General features: G+C 68.4%; 16 protein-coding genes. 9 read left to right on the top strand and 7 right to left on the bottom strand.

Annotated elements, in window-relative coordinates:
• Positions 1-26: 26 nt before the first annotated feature.
• Genes AC06E7_RS09680 through AC06E7_RS09670 form a run of 3 tightly spaced genes read left to right on the top strand, consistent with a single transcriptional unit; the run spans position 27 to position 3,417 of the window.
• Positions 27-833, top strand: coding sequence for a DUF4198 domain-containing protein (locus AC06E7_RS09680; RefSeq protein WP_307107337.1), 807 nt, complete (start codon positions 27-29; stop codon positions 831-833).
• A complete protein-coding gene (locus AC06E7_RS09675; RefSeq protein ID WP_478064611.1) occupies positions 833-1,810 on the top strand; it encodes an FAD:protein FMN transferase in 978 nt (325 codons plus the stop codon). The genes AC06E7_RS09680 and AC06E7_RS09675 overlap by 1 nt, the downstream gene beginning before the upstream one ends.
• Positions 1,807-3,417 (top strand): sulfite reductase subunit alpha, encoded by a 1,611-nt coding sequence (locus tag AC06E7_RS09670; RefSeq protein ID WP_478064349.1) that lies wholly within the window; start codon positions 1,807-1,809, stop codon positions 3,415-3,417. The genes AC06E7_RS09675 and AC06E7_RS09670 overlap by 4 nt, the downstream gene beginning before the upstream one ends.
• Here the strand turns inward: AC06E7_RS09670 and AC06E7_RS09665 are convergent.
• The 4 genes from AC06E7_RS09665 to AC06E7_RS09650 form a co-directional block, all read right to left on the bottom strand.
• The gene (locus tag AC06E7_RS09665) at positions 3,411-4,016 is read right to left on the bottom strand and encodes a HutD/Ves family protein (RefSeq protein WP_478064347.1); all 606 of its coding nucleotides are present in this window, start codon (positions 4,014-4,016) and stop codon (positions 3,411-3,413) included. The two genes, AC06E7_RS09670 and AC06E7_RS09665, sit on opposite strands and share 7 nt — an antisense overlap.
• 14 nt (positions 4,017-4,030) lie before the next feature.
• A complete protein-coding gene (locus tag AC06E7_RS09660; RefSeq protein ID WP_217538045.1) occupies positions 4,031-4,756 on the bottom strand; it encodes a murein L,D-transpeptidase catalytic domain family protein in 726 nt (241 codons plus the stop codon).
• 24 nt (positions 4,757-4,780) lie between these two features.
• A complete protein-coding gene (locus AC06E7_RS09655; protein ID WP_478064345.1) occupies positions 4,781-5,836 on the bottom strand; it encodes a L,D-transpeptidase in 1,056 nt (351 codons plus the stop codon).
• A 345-nt stretch (positions 5,837-6,181) separates the two neighbouring features.
• Positions 6,182-6,511: a ComEA family DNA-binding protein gene (locus AC06E7_RS09650; protein WP_419403619.1), complete on the bottom strand. Its 330-nt coding sequence runs from the start codon at positions 6,509-6,511 to the stop codon at positions 6,182-6,184.
• Positions 6,512-6,710: 199 nt separating this feature from the next.
• On the opposite strand from AC06E7_RS09650, the gene AC06E7_RS09645 reads away from it, so the two are divergent.
• From AC06E7_RS09645 to murU, 4 genes are all read left to right on the top strand, one after another.
• Entirely contained in the window at positions 6,711-8,204 is a 1,494-nt protein-coding gene (locus AC06E7_RS09645; protein WP_478064344.1) for a M20 family metallopeptidase, read from the top strand.
• A 66-nt stretch (positions 8,205-8,270) separates the two neighbouring features.
• Positions 8,271-8,540 carry a GlsB/YeaQ/YmgE family stress response membrane protein gene (locus AC06E7_RS09640; RefSeq protein ID WP_068849858.1) on the top strand — a complete coding sequence of 90 codons (270 nt, stop codon included), beginning with the start codon at positions 8,271-8,273 and terminating at the stop codon, positions 8,538-8,540.
• 57 nt (positions 8,541-8,597) lie between these two features.
• Positions 8,598-9,623 carry an aminoglycoside phosphotransferase family protein gene (locus AC06E7_RS09635; protein ID WP_478064342.1) on the top strand — a complete coding sequence of 342 codons (1,026 nt, stop codon included), beginning with the start codon at positions 8,598-8,600 and terminating at the stop codon, positions 9,621-9,623.
• Positions 9,620-10,321 (top strand): N-acetylmuramate alpha-1-phosphate uridylyltransferase MurU, encoded by a 702-nt coding sequence (murU, locus tag AC06E7_RS09630; RefSeq protein WP_478064340.1) that lies wholly within the window; start codon positions 9,620-9,622, stop codon positions 10,319-10,321. The genes AC06E7_RS09635 and murU overlap by 4 nt, the downstream gene beginning before the upstream one ends.
• Positions 10,322-10,395: 74 nt before the next feature.
• On the opposite strand, the gene hda is transcribed toward murU, so the two are convergent.
• The 3 genes from hda to AC06E7_RS09615 are packed head-to-tail and all read right to left on the bottom strand — an operon-like array spanning position 10,396 to position 13,393.
• Positions 10,396-11,106, bottom strand: a complete 711-nt coding sequence (hda, locus tag AC06E7_RS09625) for a DnaA regulatory inactivator Hda (protein WP_068849849.1) — start codon at positions 11,104-11,106, stop codon at positions 10,396-10,398.
• Positions 11,103-12,272, bottom strand: a complete 1,170-nt coding sequence (locus AC06E7_RS09620; RefSeq protein WP_095363738.1) for an AI-2E family transporter — start codon at positions 12,270-12,272, stop codon at positions 11,103-11,105. The genes hda and AC06E7_RS09620 overlap by 4 nt, the downstream gene beginning before the upstream one ends.
• Positions 12,269-13,393 (bottom strand): DUF2066 domain-containing protein, encoded by a 1,125-nt coding sequence (locus tag AC06E7_RS09615; protein ID WP_179197325.1) that lies wholly within the window; start codon positions 13,391-13,393, stop codon positions 12,269-12,271. Before AC06E7_RS09615 ends, AC06E7_RS09620 begins: the two co-directional genes overlap by 4 nt.
• Before the next feature lie 138 nt (positions 13,394-13,531).
• Between AC06E7_RS09615 and purM the strand changes: the two genes are divergently transcribed.
• Together purM and AC06E7_RS09605 are read left to right on the top strand one after the other, a co-directional pair.
• Positions 13,532-14,557: a phosphoribosylformylglycinamidine cyclo-ligase gene (gene purM, locus AC06E7_RS09610; protein ID WP_208856136.1), complete on the top strand. Its 1,026-nt coding sequence runs from the start codon at positions 13,532-13,534 to the stop codon at positions 14,555-14,557.
• Positions 14,558-14,575: 18 nt separating this feature from the next.
• Complete coding sequence (locus tag AC06E7_RS09605) at positions 14,576-15,034, top strand: hypothetical protein (RefSeq protein WP_068849838.1); 459 nt, start codon at positions 14,576-14,578, stop codon at positions 15,032-15,034.
• Positions 15,035-15,037: the final 3 nt, after the last annotated feature.

Genomic DNA, 15,037 nt, shown 5'->3' with positions numbered 1-15,037 from the left:
CCCTTAACCTGTACATGGAGTTGTTGATGAAGCGCTCGCTCGTCCTAGCCGCCGCCCTGGCCGCCGCCCTTCCGTTCTCCGCCCTGGCCCACAAGGCCTGGCTGCAGCCCTCGCAGACCGTGATCGCCGGTGACCATCCGTGGATCACCGTCGATGCGGCGGTGTCCAACGACCTGTTCTACTTCAACCACGTGCCGCTGCGCCTGGAAAGCCTGGTCATCACCGCACCGGACGGCAGCACCGTGCAGCCGCAGAACGCCTCCACCGGCAAGTTCCGCAGCGTGTTCGATGTCGAGCTGACCCAGCAGGGCACCTACCGCCTGGCCTCGGTCAACAACGGCCTGTCGGCCAGCTGGGAAGAAGACGGCAAGCCCAAGCGCTGGCGCGGCACCGTGGCGACCTTCGCCACCGAAGTGCCGAAGAAGGCCAGGAAGCTGCAGGTAAGCCAGTCGGTCAACCGCATCGAAACCTTCGTCACCAACGGCACCCCGAACAGCACCGCGCTGGCGCCGACGAAGTCGGGCATCGAGCTGGTCGCCGTGGGCCACCCCAACGACCTGGCCGCCGGCGAAGAAGCCAGGTTCCGCGTGCTGGTCGACGGCAAGCCGCGCGCCGGCCTGGCCTTCGAGATCACCCGTGGCGGCACGCGCTACCGCAACGCCCAGGAAGAGATCAAGGTCACCAGCGACAAGAAGGGCGAGTTCTCGGTCACCTGGCCCGAAGCCGGCATGTACTGGCTGGAAACCAGCAGCGAAGACAAGAAGACCACGCTCAAGCAGGCCAAGACCCGCCGCCTGAACTACGTCGCCACGCTGGAAGTGCTGCCGCTGTAATCATGTCCACCCTGCACGACATCGCCAGCCTCGGTGGCCACACCATGGGCACCACCTGGCAGGTCAAACTGACCACCACGCCCGGCCGCGATCTGCACCCGCTGCATGCGGGGATCCAGGCGCAGCTGGATGCGGTGGTCGCGCAGATGAGCACCTGGGAAGCGGCCAGCGACATCGCCGCGTTCAACCGCGCAGCGGCCGGCACGTCGCTGCCGCTGCCCGGCCTGTTCGCCGAGGTGATCGACTGCGCGCTCGATATCGCCCGGCGCAGCGAAGGGGCGTTCGATCCCACGGTCGGCCCGCTGGTCGCGCTGTGGGGGTTCGGTGCGCACGCACACGCGCAACGCGTTCCCGATGCTGCCCGGCTGGCGGCCACGCAGGCACGCTGCGGTTGGCAGCGGCTGCACTGGCACGACGGCAACCTGCTGCAGCCGGGTGGACTGGAACTGGATCTTTCGGCCATCGCCAAGGGCTTTGCGGTGGACCTGGTGAGCCGTTGGCTGCGCAGCCAGGGCATTGCGGCGGCACTGGTGGAGGTGGGCGGTGAGCTGCACGGCTATGGGCGCAAGCCCGATGGGCAGCCGTGGCGGGTTCTGGTCGAAGCAGGTCCCGAAGAAGAAGCAGAACTCGCGCATCCGCCGCGCGTGCTGGCATTGGACGACCTGGCCGTTGCCACCTCCGGTGATCGCTGGCACCAGTTCGTCGAGGATGGCACGCACTACAGCCATACGCTGGATCCACGCGCGGGCGCGCCGGTCAGCCGCACGGCGGCCGCGGTGACCGTGGTCGCCCAGCACGCCATGCACGCCGATGGATGGGCCACCGCGTTGACGGTGATGGGCGCGCAGGAAGGGCTTGCGTTCGCCAATGCCAACGCGCTCGCCGCACGCTTCATCACCCGCACTGCGCAGGGCATCGAAGAACACTTGAGCACGGCGTTTACCGCGCTGCTCACCGAACAGGATGCCGCTGCATGAAAGGCAGCCCGTCGCGCGCGGTAGTGGGCAATGTGCTGGTGGTGGCCCTGCTGGCCGTACTGGCGTGGTTGCTGTTGCGCCTGCATCTGCAGGAAGACTGGTGGTTGGCCGCGCCACTGGCCTCGCATTGGCGTTGGGCGGCAGGCACCCTCACCGCCTACGCCGCGCTGTGCGCGCTGCTGTGGTGGCGCGGCCGAACCCGCGACGATGCTGGCAGCGCCGCCGGCGAAGCACCGACGCTGCTGGTCTGGGCCAGCCAGACCGGGTTCGCCCAGCAGCTGTGCGAGCGCAGCGCCGAGGTCCTGCGCGCGGCCGGGGTGCCGGTGCGCGTGCGCGGCCTGCACCAGGTGGACGCCGCATTGCTGCTGCAGACCACCCGGGTGCTGCTGATCGCGAGCACCACCGGCGAAGGCGATCCACCCGACCACACCCTGCCCTTCCTGCGCCGCGTGATGCCGCAGGACATGGCACTGCCGCAGTTGCACTACGGTGTGCTGGCACTGGGCGACCGCAGCTACGGGCACTTCTGCGCGTTCGGCCACCAGCTCGATGCGTGGCTGCGCCAGCACGGCGCGCATCCCCTGTTCGACACGGTGGAAGTGGACAACGCCGACCCGGCCGCCCTGCGCCACTGGCAGCAGCTGCTGGGCCAGCTGGGCGGGAACGCCACCGAGCTGCCCGACTGGGCGCCGGCGCAGTACCAGCCCTGGCAGCTGCAGTCGCGCCGCCAGGAAAACCCCGGCAGCCCCGGCGCGGCGACGTGGCGGGTGAGCCTGGTGCCGGCCGATGGCGTGCTGCCGGCGTGGCAGGCCGGTGATGTGGCGGAGATTGGTCCGCAGCACAGTCCGGTCGAGGTCGATGCCTGGCTGGCCACGCATGCACGCGATGGCGCGGCGATGGTCGAGGGGCAGCCGCTGCGCGATTGGCTGGCGCGCTCGCACCTGCCGGTGCTGCCCGATGCGGTACCGGCCGAGGACACGGCACTGGTGGCCACGCTCAAGCCGTTGCCGCACCGCGAGTATTCCATTGCCAGCATGCCGGGCGAAGGCCACGTGCTGCTGCTGTTGCGCCGGCTGCTGCGCCCGGATGGCACGCCAGGGCTGGGCAGCGGCTGGCTGTGCGATCACGCGGCGCTGGGTGGGCGCATCGACCTGCGCTTCCGCGGCAACCCGAATTTCCACGCACCCGCGCCGGACACACCGCTGATCCTGATCGGCAACGGCACCGGCATTGCCGGGCTGCGCGCGCACCTTCGTGCACGGGTGGACCTTGGCGCCGGGCGCAACTGGCTGCTGTTCGGCGAGCGTACCGCCGCGCACGATTTCTACTTCAAGGAAGACCTGCAGCGCTGGCAGCGTGACGGCATGATCGCGCGGCTGGATACGGTGTTCAGCCGCGACGGCGGCGAGCACCGTTACGTGCAGGACCGCCTGCTCGCGCAGCTGGACACCCTGCGCCAGTGGGTCCGCGACGGCGCCACGATCCTGGTCTGCGGCAGCCTGCAGGGCATGGCCCCGGCAGTGGACGCGGTGATCGAACAGGCGCTGGGCCGCGAAGGCAAGGAAGCCCTGATCGTCGCCGGCCGCTACCGCCGCGACGTTTATTGACCGCGCTGGTCCAGGCGGATGGCGAGCAGCTCACCGCCACCGCACAATGCGTAGCGCCTATGCGGCCCTGCCGCCAGCCACGCGGTGTCGCCCTGCTGCAGCGGCGGCAGGTCCGGCTCGCCCTCGAACTCCGCCTGCCCCGCCAACAGGTGGATCGCCCACGCCGTGCCCGGCTCGGCGAAGAAGAACATGCTGCCCACCAGCGGCCGGTGCAGCAGTTCGGCATCCACCTGGTCACGCCGCCACATCAGGTTGAAATCATGGGTGAGCCCATCCACCAGCTCGCCATGGACCTCCGCTTCGCCGGCAAAGCGCAGGCGATCGTGGGGTGGCAGCAACGTATGCAGCGCGCCATCGGCAAAGCGCAGGCGCAGCCCTTCGCCGCGCAGCAGGACCAGTTCGCGGTCGATGCCGGGGAACGACGAGAACGCCGCATCCTGTTCGATCTCGGCAATCGACAAACGTACCAGCCACTCTTCGCTGTCGGGCACGCGCAGGATTTCACGGGTCCAGCCAAGACCATTCCGCCAGCGTTCGCGGCGGTATTCAAAGCTGGGAATGACGCGCGTGGCAGCGCTCAATGCGGTGGCGGTCGACATGCCGCCATTGTGCCTCAGCCGGGCTTGCCGCCGCAGTCCGCTTCCAGCAGCTGCGAGCGCGCCAGCCACTCCTTGTCCGGGTAGTAGGCGAACACCATCGCGCCGCCGCGCAGGCTGTCGATCAGCGGCCGCGCCACGGTCAGGCGTACCGCCGGGCAGCCCAGGCTGCGGCCGAGCCGGCCCTGCAGCCGGGCGATGGTGGGGTTCACGTACGGCGCACCGTGGATGACGATGGCGCGGTCGCGCGCCTTGTCGTTGAAGCCCGGCTCCAGACCTTCCAGGCGCAGCGAATAGCCATTGCCGCCCATGTAGGTTTCCTTGGCGGTGAACGCGCCCAGGCTGGACATGAAACTGCCATCGCGGTTGGAGAAGCGTTCGGTGGCGTTGCCGCCGCTGTTGCGGCCATGGGCGACCCACTCCTCGAACAGCAGCTTCTGGTGGGCCAGGTCGAACACCCACATGCGCTGTTCGGTGGACGGGCGCGAGTAATCGATCACGCTCAAGCGGCCCGGATCCACGCCCAGCTCCGGCCGGCGCAGGGCGCAGGTCATCGCGTTGGCGGCCAGCTGCAGCACCTTGCGGTCCGCATTGGGCGCCGCGCGCGCCAGCATGTCGGCCAGCTGGGCCGGCGGCAGCGTGCGGGGTGGCGGCGTGGTCGCCGCACGGGCGCTGCCTGCCGGCGCGGTCAGCGCCAGCCCGCACAGGGCAACGGTGGCAATCAGAACGGGAAAGGAACGCATCAACGCGATACCGGCAGGGCCTCCCTACAAGGTGGCCCCGCCCGCGTCGGATTCCAAGACCGGCTGCAGGTTCTGTTCATCCGCCACCGGGCGAACCGCCGGCAGGCTGGTCACCAGCAGCGTGGTGCCCGGCACCAGCACCTTGTACAGCTGCGCGGCGAAGGACGGCGGCAACGCCATGGGCAGGCTGGGCGTGGCCAGCAGGTCCGGGCTGGCGTTGCCGGCGCTCTGCCCCAGCAGCGGGTAGGCGGTCCACTTGTGCAGCTTCTGGGTTGCATCCAGCGGGCTGGCGGCATCCGAATAACCGTCCTGCATCACGAACAGCGTGGTGCCCTCGAACGCCGGCAGCGCCTTGGCTTCCAGCCGCGATTCGCCGATCAGCACGCCGTCGCGCAGCACGTACAGGCGCTGGTCGTGCAGGCTGACCAGGATGCCCACCTGGCCCGACGGTGCGGCGCTGTCATTCCAGTACTGGTCCGGCGCACCGGTGGTTTCCAGCAGGGTCTTGCCCACGCTGTTCACCGGGGCCAGCACCGCCGGGTAGGCCAGCGTCATCGGCGCGCTCTTGGCGTCGGCCACCACCACGGTATCGCCACGCTTGGTTTCGCCGAACAGCTTCTGCGCGAAGGCCTGCGGCAGGCGCACGCAGCCGTGCGAGGCGGGATGCCCGGGCAGGTTGCCGCCGTGCAGCGCGATGCCGTCCCAGGTCAGCCGCTGCATGTAGGGCATGGGCGCGCTGTTGTAGAGGTTGGATTTGTGGTCCTTGTCCTTCTGCAGGATGGTGAACACCCCGGTCGGCGTTTCATGCCCGGCCTTGCCCGCGCTGATCGTGCTCAGGCCGATGGCAATGCCGTTGCGGTACACGTAGGCACGCTGCTCATCCAGGCTGACCACCAGCACGATCGGGCCGGCCGGCGAGATTTCCGGATGCCAGAGGTACTGGCCGGGCTTGAGGTCGGTGGGGCCCGGCTCTGCCTGGGTTGCTGCGGGTGCAGGTGGAGTGGCGGCCAGCGCAGGAAATACAGCGGTGGCCAGCAGCGAAGCAAGTCCGAGGGTGAGCAGCGTGCGGCGTGGTGCCATGAAAAAGATCCCGGGGATTTGAGGGTGACGCTACACCCCCAGAAAAGAAATTGCCCGGTCACACATCCCTGTGCGGACCGGGCAATCGTCACGTCCTTGTCGGCATCCCGCCTTCCCCCTGTGCGTCCTGCCCAGTGTGGGTGCCGGCCATGCTCCATGCACTCGGCCGTATGTTGTTCCGCCATCCCTCCCCTTCCCGGGTATGGATGCCACCGTCCTGGTGGATCCGCGCCAATCCCTCCGCGCTGCGTCCCTGCGTGCCCCGTCCCTGCGGCTGTCGAGGTGGCCGGCTCCTGCCTGGCTACCGTGACCGGCGTCATGCCGGTCGCGACCCATCCTGTTGTGTCAGCGCCTTGGTACGGGTGCCGGCACTGCCCTCCTGGGCGGTGCCACGGTGGGCGCCGCCATGGCCCCCACCGTCATCCGTCGTCGATTCCGTTCGACCGTTGCTGTCCCTATCCCTTTCACCCGTGCCAGGTCCTCGACCCGGAGGAAAGGTCCGTGTTGTCGCCGGTACGCCACGATCGCCTGGGCCTTTTGGGGCCCTACGTTCGTCAATCCCTGCTGCAGCGTCGACGCATCTGCCGTATTGATGTTGATGCGGTCGGCCGCCGAAGCGGTTCCGGTCAACAGCAGTGCCAGCGCAAGCGCCTTCCACGAAAACCAAGGCCCCACCGTGTAGCTCCCTGTGACGTCGGACCGACCGCTGCCGGCATCCCGTCGGAGCAGTCAGTGTCCCTCGCCACATACACACAGCCTATCGTCCACATCACCTTCACACAGCCAGCTAAATACCTGACGTGGTGTAGGGAAATCCCTACCCCCTGCTCAGGCGTAGAATGGCGGGATCAGCCACATGCATTCGGAGTACCAGATGGACAGCGCCAAGCTCGGCCAATTCGTCAGTGAAAAGTGGGACAGCGAGATCGTCCCGCAATTGGTCGAATACATCCGCATTCCCAACAAATCGCCGATGTTCGACGCCAATTGGGTCGAGAACGGCTACATGGAGCAGGCCGTCACCCTGATGGAAACCTGGGCCAAGGCGCAGAAGCTGCCGGGCCTGACGGTTGAAGTGGTGCGCCTGGAAGGCCGCACGCCGCTGCTGCTGCTGGAAATTCCCGCCACCGGCGCCGAAACCGGCGACGACACCGTGCTGCTGTACGGCCACCTGGACAAGCAGCCGGAAATGACCGGCTGGGACGACGACCTCGGCCCGTGGGTGCCGGTGCTGCGCGGCGACAAGCTGTACGGCCGCGGCGGCGCCGATGACGGCTACGCCATCTTCGGCTCGCTGGCCGCGGTGCTGGCGCTGCAGGAACAGAACCTGCCGCACGCCCGCTGCGTGGTGCTGATCGAAGCCTGTGAGGAATCGGGCAGCTACGACCTGCCGGCTTACGTGGACCACCTGGCCGACCGCATCGGCAAGCCGTCGCTGGTGGTGTGCCTGGATTCGGGCTGCGCCAACTATGACCAGCTGTGGTGCACCACCTCGCTGCGCGGCCTGACCGGCGGCAACTTCTCGGTGAAGGTGCTCAACGAGGGCGTGCATTCGGGCGATGCCTCCGGCGTGGTGCCGTCCAGCTTCCGCCTGCTGCGCCAGCTGCTGTCGCGCATCGAAGACGAAAAGACCGGCCGCATCCTGCTCGACGGCATGCACGTGGAGATTCCGGAAGAGCGCCAGGCCCAGGCCAAGCGCGCTGCCGAGGTGGTGGATACCGAGATCTTCGAGAAATTCCCGATGGTCGACGGCCTCAAGCCGATGAACGACGACCTCACCGAACTGGTGCTCAACCGCACCTGGCGCCCGGCGCTGTCGGTGACCGGCGTGGACGGCATGCCGCCGTTGGCCTCGGCCGGCAACGTGCTGCGCCCGCATACCGCGGTGAAGCTGTCGCTGCGCCTGCCGCCGACCGCCGACGGCAAGGCCTGTGGCGAACTGCTGAAGGAAGCCCTGCTGCGCGACCCGCCGAACGGCGCGGAAGTGAAGCTGGACCTGGAAAAGGCCTCCTCGGGCTGGAACGCTCCGGCAATGGCGCCGTGGCTGACCCAGGCGATCGACGAGGCCAGCCAGACCTTCTTCGGCAAGCCGGCGATGTACATGGGCGAAGGCGGCTCGATTCCGTTCATGGGCATGCTGGGCGAGAAGTTCCCCGGCGCGCAGTTCATGATCACCGGCGTGCTCGGCCCGCATTCCAACGCGCACGGCCCGAACGAGTTCCTGCACATCCCGATGGGCAAGCGCGTCACCTCGTGCGTGTCCAAGGTGATCAGCGAGCACTACGCGGCCAGCCTGCGCGGTGAAACCAGCGGTTCGCCGGTGGCCGCCGACAGCGGCACCCGCCACGGCGGCCACGGCTGCTGCTGATAGCGACGATGACGGACGCAGCCTGCCCTTGGTAGGCTGCGTCAATCTTCTGCGGGAAACAGCGCAATGAATGGTCTGTTCGGCAGCACCAGCTGGCTCTACATCATCCTGGTCGGCTTCGTGGTGGGCCTGCTCGGGCGCTTCGTGATGCCCGGCAACAACCGCATGGGCTGCCTGCTGACCATCGTGCTGGGCATCGTCGGCGCACTGGTGGCCGGCTGGTTCGGCCAGTACATGGGCTGGTATGCGCGCGGCGAACCGGCCGGCTTCATCGGCGCGATCCTGGGCGCCATTGCGGTGCTGGCCCTGCTCCGCCTGTTCAGCAGCAAGCGCTGAACGCACTTCCCCCCTTCTTCCCGAGCGCCGCAGGGCGCCGCTTCGACGTACCTGTCCATGAACGATCCTGCTTCCGACCCGCTGCGCGCCGAGCTTCGCCGGCAGTGGACCTGCGCCGCGCTGGGCGACCCCGACCTGCACCTGGACCGCGCGTCGGTGGACGCCGGCTTCCGCAGCTACTGGCGCGCCACCAGCGCGCACGGCAGCCACATCGTGATGGATTCGCCGCCAGGGCTGGAGGATGTACGCCCGTGGCTGCGCATGCATGACCTGCTGGAACCCGCCGGCGTGCGCGTACCGCGCGTGCTGGCCCGCGACGAGGAACAGGGTTTCCTGCTGCTGGAAGACCTCGGCGGCCCGACCCTGGCCCGGCACATCGATGACGCCAACGCCGACGCGTGGTTCGATGCCGCCTTTACGCAACTGATCCGCCTGCAGCAGATTCCCGTTCCCGAGGGCATGGGGTCGTTCGGCGAGGCCCTGCTGCAGCGCGATGCCGGGCTGTTCGACGAGTGGTTCCTGCAGCGCCACCTGGGCCTGCAGCTGGACTGCGGTGAGCTTGAAACGCTGCAGCTGGCGCATCGCCGGCTGATGGACAACGCGCTGCAGCAGCCGCAGGTGCTGACCCACCGCGACTTCATGCCGCGCAACCTGATGCCGACCGAACCCGGCCCGGCCGTGCTGGATTTCCAGGACCTGGTACGCGGACCGATTGCCTACGACCCGGTGAGCCTGTTCAAGGATGCGTTCCTGAGCTGGCCGCTGGCGCGCGTGGATGCCTGGCTGGCGCGCTACCACGCGCAGGCGCTGGCGGCAGGCTTGCCAGTGCGGCCGTGGCCGCAGTTCCTGCGCGATGCCGACTGGATGGGCGTGCAGCGCCACCTGAAGATACTGGGCCTGTTCGTACGCCTGCGCGACCGCGACGGCAAGGGCCACTATTTCGCCGACGCGCCGCGTTTCATCCGCTACCTGGATGAAGTGCTGCCGCGCCATCCGGAACTGGCCGGGTTGAACACCCTGCTGCAGGAACGGATCAAGCCGGCGATGGCCGCGCTGGCATTGCCGGTGTCCAGCCGCGCATGAAGGCGATCATCTTCAGCGCCGGCAAGGGCGAGCGCATGCGCCCGCTCACGCTCACCACGCCCAAGCCGTTGCTGGTGGCAGGCGGCAAACCGCTGATCGTGTGGCACCTGGAGCGGTTGGCGGCGGCCGGTTTCAGCGAGGTGGTGATCAACACCTCGTGGCTGGGCGACCAGTTCGAACCCGCGCTGGGCAATGGGGATCGGTGGGGCCTGCGCCTGCACTTCATCGACGAAGGCGCGGTGCCGCTGGAGACCGGTGGCGGCATCCTCCATGCGCTGCCACTGCTGGGTGATGCGCCGTTCCTGGTGATCAACGGCGATGTCTGGACCGATGTGGATGTCGCTACGTTGCCTCGGCAACCGGAGGGCGATGCGCACCTGGTGCTGGTCGACAATCCGGTGCAGCACCCGCGCGGGGATTTCATCCTGCGCGCGGATGGCACGGTCAGTGATTACGGCGATGCATCGCGGCTGACGTACGCCGGCGTTGGCGTGTATCGCCCTTCGATTCTCGACGGATGGCGCGAGGTCATCGGCGCGACGGAGGGCGCCTCAGCGAACCCGCCGCAGTTCGGCCTTGCCCCGCTGATGCGCCACGCGATGGCAAACGGCCGGGTAACCGGGCAGCATCATCGCGGAAAATGGACCGACGTAGGCACGCCGGAACGCCTGGCAGATTTGGACGCAACCCTGCGGTAGGCTGGATTCCGATCAACCGCCTATACCGCCGATCGGTGCGACAAACGCATGACCACGGCCGAAGCCGCGCGTCATCACAGCCGGTGCGACCCTTCTTCCACCACCTGCCGCAGAAACGGCACGGTAATGCGACGCTGCGCGGCGAGCGACTCCCGGTCCAGCCAGTCCAGCAGGCTCACCAGGCTGCCCAGCTCGCGCCCGGTGCGGGTCAGCAGCCACTCGATGGCCGCCTCATCAATCGACAACCCCCGCCGCGCCGCACGCTCACGCAGCACGGCCGCGCGTCCTTCGTCATCCAGCGGCTGCAGTACGACGCGCACGCACTGCTGCAGGCGCGAGCGCAGGTCCGGCAGCACCAGGCCCAGCTGGTCCGGCGCGTGCTGCGCGGTGTACATCAAGGTGATGCCGGCACTACGCGCGCGGTTATGGAAATCGAACAGCGCCACTTCGTCGTCGCGGTTGCCGGCCACCGCATCCAGCCCATCCAGCGCCACCAGGTCGCGGCCTTCCAGCGATTCCAGCGCAGCGCGGGTGCGCCCCACCACCGCCTTCAGCGGCAGGTAGGTCGGCTGGCGCCCGGCCTGTTCGGCCAGCGAGCACATCGCCAGCGCCTGGTGGGTCTTGCCGGTGCCGGCCGCCCCTTCCAGATACACCCAGTGCGGGTCGTCGCCCACGGCAATGGCGCGCAGCTGCGCCAGCGCGCCATCGGGCGCGCCGATGAAGGTTTCCAGTCGCTCGTCCTGCGGGTAGCGCAGGGCAAGCGGCAGCTGCGGCACTACGCTCACTTCAGGTCCGGGCCCTTCGGCGCATCGACGATCAGGGTCGGCTTGTCGATGTACGAATCAAGCACGATCGCGGTCTTCTCGCCGGCATACAGTTCGCTCTCGCGATAGCGCAGGTGCGCATAGCGCAGCAGCACGTTGCTCACCGCCGCCACCGGCAGCGCCAGCAGCATGCCCAGGAAGCCGAACAGCTGGCCACCGGCCATCACCGCGAAGATCACCGCCACCGGGTGCAGGCCGATCTTGTCGCCCACGATGCGCGGGGTGAGCACGTAGCTTTCCAGCAGCTGGCCCACGGTGAACACCACGCCGACCAGGATCAGCAGCTTCAGGTCGAAGCCCTGCGCCTGCACCAGCGCGGCCAGCACCGCCATGACGATGCCGGTGGTGGCGCCCAGGTACGGAATGAAGCTGATCAGGCCGGCGATCAGGCCGATCAGCAGGCCCAGCTTCAGGCCCACCAGCGACAGGCCGATGGCGTAGATCAGGCCCAGCGCGACCATCACCAGGAACTGGCCGCGGATGAACGCACCCAGCACTTCGTTGGATTCACGCGCCAGCTTGGTGATGGTGCCCACATGGTTGCGCGGAATGGTCGAGGCCACCCGCTCGACCAGCTTGTCCCAGTCGCGCAGGAAATAGAACGCCAGGATCGGCAGCAGCAGGATGTTGACCACCCAGGTCACCATCGCAAAGCCGGAGCGCGAGACGTAGCCAAAGAAGGTCTTGGCGAAGCCGCCGGCCTGTTCCCAATGGCTGCGCACCCATTCGATCAGCCGGTCCGGTTCCAGCCACGGCATGATTTCCATGCCGGTCTTCTGCTCGAACCACGGAATGCCCTTCTCCATCAGCCACTGCTGGGCCTGCGGAATGGCCGCGATCAGGGTGGAAATCTGGCGTTCGATCATCGGCACCAGGATCAGCAGCGCGGCGGTGATCACCAGCACCATGGCCACGAACACCAGCACCACGCCGGTGTTGCGCGAGCGGCCGTTGGCCTCGATGCGGTCCACCAGCGGGTCGCCCAGCCAGGCCAGCGCCAGGGCAAGCACGAACGGGGTCAGGATCGGGGCCAGCAGCCACACCACCCAACCCACCGCGAGCGCGAACAGGATGTACTTGACGCGGCGCAGGAACTGCGCGATCTCGGCTTCCGGGGTAAGGATCATCGCAGGCGGTACTCATTGCTGGCGGGCGGCGGTGGGGTGCCCGGGGCCGCGTCTTCATCGATAGGCACGGGCAGCGGGGCCAGCGGCACGATCACGCCGTTCTCGCCCAGCATGCGGTTCAGCCCGGCCAGGCCGGCGGTCATCTCCAGCGACAGCTCCAGGCGGTTGCCCGAGGCGCGCAGCGGGGTGATGTTGCGCACCACCGGGTTCTCGCGCAGGCCGGCGGCCAGGCGCATGTAGTCCTCGGCGCTGTCCACCCCGGTCACGGCGATGGTGTAGGTGCCGGCCGCGCCGGTGGCCGCACCGGCCTTGGCGTAGCGCTTGACCAGCGCGTCAGCCGCGCCGTCGGCACCGCTGGACATCGCGCGACGGGCGTCGCTGTCCTTGACCGTCCACTTGTTCAGTTCCTTGCCGCCGTCCACGAACACCCAGTCCGCGACCCAACCACCGGTGCTGTCGCGGTAGAGCTTGCCGACCAGCTGCATCGGCGGGGCATAGCGCGAGGAGGCGCGGGCCACGGCCGCGGTGTCCTGGCGCCAGATCGAGCCGACCACGGCCTGCTCGGCGGCGCTGCCGGTCGGCAGGCCGAGCTTGAAGCCGCGCTCGATGGCCCGGTTCAGCAACGGGCGGGCCGCATTGGCCTGCTGCACCGTGACCAACCGCGGGCCGGAGCCGTCATCGATGGCCAGCCAGATCACCGGCTTGGGCCGCGGCTGCGGCCACAGCGGCAGGCCCAGCGCGGAAATCAGCCCGTCCACGTCGTCCTGGCGGAACCGGGCCACCAGCATGGTGCGGTAGCTGGGGGCGCCGCTGGCCGAGGTGCTCTGGTCCTGGCGGTAGTCATAGCTGGCCACGTAGTTCTTCGCATCGCGCAGGGCCTGCATCACGCCCGGGCGGGACAGCACGCTGCGGTCGCCCGACAGCTTGGTCAGCACGTTGCCCAGCGCGCGGGCCAGGGCCCCGTTGCGGTCGGACTCGCCTTGGCTGTTGACCGGCACTTCGGCCTCGTAGGCCCCGCTGGCCGTGGCCACGTCGCCTTCGGTACGCAGGCCGCTCTGGGCCATCGTGGCCACCGGCAGGCACAGCGCGAGGAACATCATTACAAAGAGGCTGCGGCGCATCAGGACTTCCATTGAGCGTATCCGGGGGGAATTGTTGCCCGAATAGGGCCTGCGCGCCAACGTGGCCTGTTAAAATCCCGCTTTCACCCCAGCGCAGCGCCGACGCCCGTGACCAATTCCCCGTCCAACCCCTCCCCCCTGACCTACCGCGACGCCGGCGTCGACATCGACGCGGGCAACGAACTGGTCGAGCGCATCAAACCGCTGGTGAAGCGCAGCTTCCGGCCCGAGGTGATGGGTGGCCTGGGCGGGTTCGGGGCGCTGTTCGACCTCTCCAGCAAGTACCGCGAGCCGGTGCTGGTGTCGGGTACGGATGGCGTTGGCACGAAGCTGAAGCTGGCACAACAGCTGGGCCGCCACGACACGATCGGCATCGACCTGGTCGCCATGTGCGTGAACGACGTGCTGGTGCAGGGCGCCGAGCCGCTGTTCTTCCTGGACTACTTCGCCACCGGCAAGCTGGACATCGACACCGCCGCGGCGGTCGTGGGCGGCATCGCCAACGGCTGCACCGAGGCCGGCTGCGCGCTGATCGGCGGCGAAACCGCGGAAATGCCCGACATGTATGCCCCGGGCGAGTACGACCTGGCCGGCTTCACCGTGGCCGGCGTGGAAAAGAGCGAGCTGAAGGACGGCGCCAGCGTCGCTGAGGGCGACGTGCTCATCGGCATCGCCTCGTCCGGCCCGCATTCCAACGGCTACTCGCTGGTGCGCCGCATCTACGACCGTGCCGGGCAGCCGGCCGACCTGGAACTGGAAGGCGGGGTCAAGCTGGTCGATGCGCTGATGGCGCCGACCCGCCTGTACGTGAAGCCGATCCTGGCCCTGCTCAAGACCCATGGCGCGGCCATCCACGGCATGGCCCACATCACCGGTGGCGGGCTGACCGAGAACATCATCCGCGTGGTGCCCGACGGCCTGGGCCTGGACATCGACGCCTCGTCCTGGACCCTGCCGCCGGTGTTCCAGTGGCTGCAGAAGGAAGGCGCGGTGGCCGACAGCGAAATGTGGCGCACCTTCAACTGCGGCATCGGCTTCGTGCTGATCGTCGCCGCGGACCAGGTGGCCAGCGTGACCGCCGCCGTCGAGGCCCAGGGCCTGGCGCAGTGGACCATCGGCAAGGTCACCACGGCCGACGGCGCCGAACGCGTGCGGATCGGCTGACCGGCCAAGGAGACCTGCATGGACGCACCGCTCCCTCCCGCCCCTGCGCTGTCACTGGAAGACGCCTCGCACCTGAGGCTGCTGTCGATCTTCCATTACGTCGTGGCCGGCCTGACCGCGCTGTTCTCGCTGTTTCCGCTGATCCATGTGGGCATCGGCATCGCTGCGCTTAGCGGCGCGATGCCCATTGAAAGCAATGGCGGGGCGGCGTCGCCTGATGAGACCCGGCTGTTCGGCTGGCTGTTCATCGTGATCGGCTCGGTGCTGATCCTGTGCGGGCTGACCCTGGCCGGCTTCATGGCGTATGCCGGGCGCTGCCTGGCCCGCCAGCAGCGGCATACGCTGTGCCTGGTCGTGGCCGCCTTGTCGTGCATGTTGATGCCGCTGGGCACGGTGCTGGGCGTGTTCACCCTGATCGTGCTGTTGCGGCCGGCGGTCAAGGCCGCCTTCGACGCTTCCCCCACTGCCCACGCCTGAGGC

The sequence above is a fragment of the Stenotrophomonas sp. Steno-Z4 genome (assembly GCF_056393145.1).
This window is presented reverse-complemented; position numbering and strand designations above follow the sequence as displayed.

What these genes read in the sequence shown, in the direction of transcription:
- AC06E7_RS09680 (WP_307107337.1), top strand. Translation starts at nt 27, where the DNA reads ATGAAGCGCTCGCTCGTCCTAGCCGCCGCCCTGGCCGCCGCCCTTCCG.
- AC06E7_RS09670 (WP_478064349.1), top strand. Translation starts at nt 1,807, where the DNA reads ATGAAAGGCAGCCCGTCGCGCGCGGTAGTGGGCAATGTGCTGGTGGTG.
- AC06E7_RS09665 (WP_478064347.1), bottom strand. Translation starts at nt 4,016, where the DNA reads ATGTCGACCGCCACCGCATTGAGCGCTGCCACGCGCGTCATTCCCAGC.
- AC06E7_RS09660 (WP_217538045.1), bottom strand. Translation starts at nt 4,756, where the DNA reads ATGCGTTCCTTTCCCGTTCTGATTGCCACCGTTGCCCTGTGCGGGCTG.
- AC06E7_RS09655 (WP_478064345.1), bottom strand. Translation starts at nt 5,836, where the DNA reads ATGGCACCACGCCGCACGCTGCTCACCCTCGGACTTGCTTCGCTGCTG.
- AC06E7_RS09645 (WP_478064344.1), top strand. Translation starts at nt 6,711, where the DNA reads ATGGACAGCGCCAAGCTCGGCCAATTCGTCAGTGAAAAGTGGGACAGC.
- AC06E7_RS09640 (WP_068849858.1), top strand. Translation starts at nt 8,271, where the DNA reads ATGAATGGTCTGTTCGGCAGCACCAGCTGGCTCTACATCATCCTGGTC.
- AC06E7_RS09635 (WP_478064342.1), top strand. Translation starts at nt 8,598, where the DNA reads ATGAACGATCCTGCTTCCGACCCGCTGCGCGCCGAGCTTCGCCGGCAG.
- murU (WP_478064340.1), top strand. Translation starts at nt 9,620, where the DNA reads ATGAAGGCGATCATCTTCAGCGCCGGCAAGGGCGAGCGCATGCGCCCG.
- AC06E7_RS09620 (WP_095363738.1), bottom strand. Translation starts at nt 12,272, where the DNA reads ATGATCCTTACCCCGGAAGCCGAGATCGCGCAGTTCCTGCGCCGCGTC.
- AC06E7_RS09615 (WP_179197325.1), bottom strand. Translation starts at nt 13,393, where the DNA reads ATGCGCCGCAGCCTCTTTGTAATGATGTTCCTCGCGCTGTGCCTGCCG.
- AC06E7_RS09605 (WP_068849838.1), top strand. Translation starts at nt 14,576, where the DNA reads ATGGACGCACCGCTCCCTCCCGCCCCTGCGCTGTCACTGGAAGACGCC.